The organism is Streptomyces sp. UNOC14_S4 (assembly GCF_020740835.1).
GTDB lineage: Bacteria > Actinomycetota > Actinomycetes > Streptomycetales > Streptomycetaceae > Streptomyces.
This window is the reverse complement of record NZ_JAINFC010000641.1, coordinates 1-3,701: the sequence shown is the minus strand read 5'-3', so window position 1 is coordinate 3,701 and position 3,701 is coordinate 1. Positions and strand designations below refer to the sequence as shown.

At 73.8% G+C, this 3,701-nt stretch carries 3 protein-coding genes; 1 reads left to right on the top strand and 2 read right to left on the bottom strand.

What is annotated here, in order from left to right:
- Nucleotides 1–249 precede the first annotated feature (249 nt).
- Nucleotides 250–1,377 carry an alpha/beta hydrolase gene (locus tag K6I34_RS33545; RefSeq protein ID WP_229331816.1) on the bottom strand — a complete coding sequence of 376 codons (1,128 nt, stop codon included), beginning with the start codon at nt 1,375–1,377 and terminating at the stop codon, nt 250–252.
- Between the two features lie 312 nt (nt 1,378–1,689).
- A complete protein-coding gene (locus K6I34_RS33540; protein WP_229331815.1) occupies nt 1,690–2,406 on the bottom strand; it encodes a class II aldolase/adducin family protein in 717 nt (238 codons plus the stop codon).
- A 107-nt stretch (nt 2,407–2,513) separates the two neighbouring features.
- Between K6I34_RS33540 and K6I34_RS33535 the strand changes: the two genes are divergently transcribed.
- On the top strand, nt 2,514–3,701 hold a 1,188-nt coding region (locus tag K6I34_RS33535; protein ID WP_229331814.1), incomplete at its 3' end, for an inorganic phosphate transporter.

Sequence of the window (3,701 nt, the reverse complement as noted above, 5' to 3'; positions counted from 1 at the left end):
GCCGCTGCCCGCCGGCGGGCGGGGGGCGGGGCGGGAGCCGCGGTTCGCCACGGCCCGGCGGGCAGCGGCGATCGGCTGTCGGGGAACCAGCCTGAGCCGGGAGTCGCGCGGAATACGGGACGTCACAGGAGCAGTCTTGCCGTTGACGCTCCGAAAACCCAATCGGAATCAATTGTCCGGCCGTCGGCCCATGCCTTTCGGGTGTGCCCCGGGAGCTGCCGGAACCCCCGTGGGAGGGGTCGCATCCGGTCACATCAAGGGGGTCAGGAAGCGCCGCAGGGCCTCTTCGTAGGCCGCCGGACTCGCATTCCACATGGCCGCGTGCGGGGCGTGCCGGACAGCCCGCAGATGGATCAGATCCGGTCGCCGTGCGACGAGTTCGCGTGACCGGCCCCACGGCGCGAGGGTGTCGTCGGGACCGTGCACGAGCAGAACGGGCCCGGTCAGCCGGGAGGGGTCGGTGGCCGATATCAGGCTGTCGGCCTCCAGACCGGTGCTGCCCTCCGCCGCGCGGGCCGCAAGCGGAATCAGCGGGGCGGGGGTGCCGCGGTGGGCCGCGCAGGCCCGGACGAAGGCCTGCCAGTCGAGAACCGGCGAGTCCAGGACGATCCCGGCGACCCGCGGCGCCAGCGCCGAGTCCAGGGCGGCGACCAGGGCCATCGTGGCGCCGGTGGACCAGCCGTGCAGGACGACGCGGCGGGCGCCGTAGCGCACGGCGTAGCGGATCGCGGCGTCGAGGTCGCGCCACTCGGAGGCGCCGAAACGGCTGACGCCCTCGGGCACCGGGGGCGCGCCCGGGTCGCCGCGGTAGGCGAGGTCGAGGACGGGCAGCCGCATCCGGTGCAGGAACGGCAGGACGACCATGGGGTGCTCACGGGTCGCGCCGAGGCCGTGCACCGTGATCACCCACGTGCCGCGGTCCCCGGGCACGAACCAGGCGGGCAAGGGGCCCAGCTCGCCCGGCACCTCCACGTCGGCGTGGTCGAGCCCGAGCGCGTCACGGGGGTTCCCGGCGTGCACCTGCGGCGTGAGCCGCACCCGGGCGCCGGGCTCCAGCGCGCCGTGGGTGACGCGCTCCAGACGGCGCACGACGCAGTCCGCGGGGGCTTCGGCCGCCTGCTCGACGGGCCCGACGACGGCATGCAGCCCGGGGGCGACCAGGCCGTACGCGCCGGGGTACGCCGCGGTGACGCTGCGGGTCAGGGTGACGGTGTGCGGGCCGACGGCGTGGACGATGAGCTCCTCCGCGTCGGGGAGGGGGCTGCCGGGGCGCGGCCGCAGCGCGGGCCTGGCGGCGTACCGGCCCGCCACCACGGCGGCGGCTCCGGCACCGACTGCTGTCGTGGCGGCCACGGCGGCCGCCTTCGCCAGACGCACGCCTCCAGTGTGGAGGCGTGCTCGCCTCACGGCCACTGGACCGGACGGGTGACCCACCGGGGGCTCCGCCCCCGGACCCCCGCGGTGGTCGGTTACGGCCGGTGGGCGGGTTGTGCCCACCCGTTCCGCCCTTTGCGGAACGCATGCCCACAACCGGGGGGGGGAGGACGTACGGCGACCGCACCCCATCAGGGGCGCGGGGAACTGCGCGACCAGCCACAACGCGCCCGCAGCCGCAAGACGGGCTCACGAGGCACCCCAATAGGCGCGGGGGCCCGGGGGCGCAGCCCCCGGTCACAGGAGTAGGGCTCCCTACCGCCGCTGACCATAACCGCGCAGCTTCGCCGCCGCCGAAGCCAACTCGTCACGCGTCAGGAGCGCCGGCGCCAGCCCCGGTACCGACGCCGACGTCAGCCACACCCGGCACATCCACTCCAGCTGCGCCGTCCGGTCGTACGCCTGCGCCAGCGTCGCCCCGTACGTGATCGTCCCGTGGTTGCGCAGCAGGCACCCGGTCCGTCCCTCCAGGGCCCGGAGCATGTGCGCCGCGAGTTCGTCCGTGCCGTAGAGCGCGTACGGGGCGACCCGCACCGGTCCGCCGAGGGCGCCCGCCATGTAGTGGACCAGCGGCAGCTCGTCGACCAGCCCGGCGGCGGCCGTGGCGTGGACGGCGTGGGTGTGGACGACGGCCGCGGCGTCGGTCGTGCGGTAGACGGCGAGGTGCATGGGCAGCTCGCTGGTGGGGGTGAGCTCTCCGAGCACCTGCCGCCCGTCGAGGCCGACACCGACCGCGTCGTCCGGGCCGAGCCGGTCGTACGGCACCCCGCTGGGCGTGACGAGGACGACATCGCCGACCCTCGCCGAGACATTGCCGGAGGTGCCCACCACCAGGCCCTCCGCGGTGGTGCGGCGGGCGGTGGCGACGACCTCCGCCCAGGCCTTCCGGATGGCGCCGGTCTCGCCGTGCGTCCCGCCGTGGGTCTCGCCGTACGTCTCGTCGTGCGCGGTCTTCGCTCTCTGCATGGTCATCCGCCTCCGGTTCGCGTCACTGCTCGGCCCGGTCCAGTTCACCTTCCGTTCACCAAGGGTCTTTACGGTCGCCGCTGTACTGACCATCGAGCTGATTGCCTGGGTGAATGGAACACATCACGCTTCTCATCGGGATCGTGATCGTCACGGCCTTGGTGTTCGACTTTACGAACGGCTTCCACGACACGGCCAACGCCATGGCCACCACCATTTCCACCGGGGCACTCAAGCCCAAGGTGGCGGTGGCGATGTCGGCCGTCCTCAACCTCGTCGGCGCGTTCCTGTCCGTCGAGGTGGCCAAGACCATCTCCGGCGGCATCATCGACGAGAGCGCGGGGATCAGACCCGAAGTGATCTTCGCGGGTCTGATCGGCGCGATCGTCTGGAATCTGCTGACCTGGCTGGCCGGTCTGCCCTCCAGCTCCTCCCACGCCCTCTTCGGCGGCCTGATCGGCGCGACGATCGTCTCGGTCGGCTTCGACGCGGTCAACGCCGACAAGGTCGTCATGAAGGTCCTCATCCCGGCCGTCGCGGCGCCGTTCGTGGCGGGCGTCGCGGCCATGGTCGCGACGCGGCTCACGTACCGGCTCGCCAAGGGCCGTGACGAGAAGGAGACCGCCAAGGGCTACCGCGCGGGCCAGATCGCCTCCGCCGCCCTGGTCTCCCTGGCCCACGGCACCAACGACGCCCAGAAGACGATGGGTGTCATCACCCTCGCGCTGGTCACCGGCGGCGTCGTCGCCCCACACTCGGACCCGCCGCTGTGGGTCATCGTCTCGGCGGGCCTGGCCATCGCGCTCGGTACGTACCTGGGCGGCTGGCGCATCATCCGCACCCTGGGCAAGGGCATCACCGACATCCAGCCGCCGCAGGGCTTCGCCGCCCAGACCGGTGCCGCGACCGTGATCCTCGCCTCCTCCCACATCGGCTTCGCGCTCTCCACCACGCAGGTCTGCTCCGGCTCGATCATGGGCGCGGGCCTCGGCCGCAAGGGCGGCGTGGTCCGCTGGTCCACCGCGGGCCGCATGGCGATCGCCTGGTGCCTGACCCTCCCCGCCGCGGGCCTCGTCGCCGGTGGCGCCGCGTTCCTCGCCGACCGGGGCACCTGGGGCGTGACCGCCGTCGCCGTCCTGGGCCTGGCGATCTCCGGCGCGATCTACGCGGCCTCCCGCCGCAAGCCCGTCACCCACGACTCGCTCGACGAGACCGACGCGGCGGACGCGGCCGCGGCCGAGCCCGTGGGCGTCGTCACCTCGGCCCTGCAGGCCGTCGCCCCGCCCCCGGCGGGTCCCCTG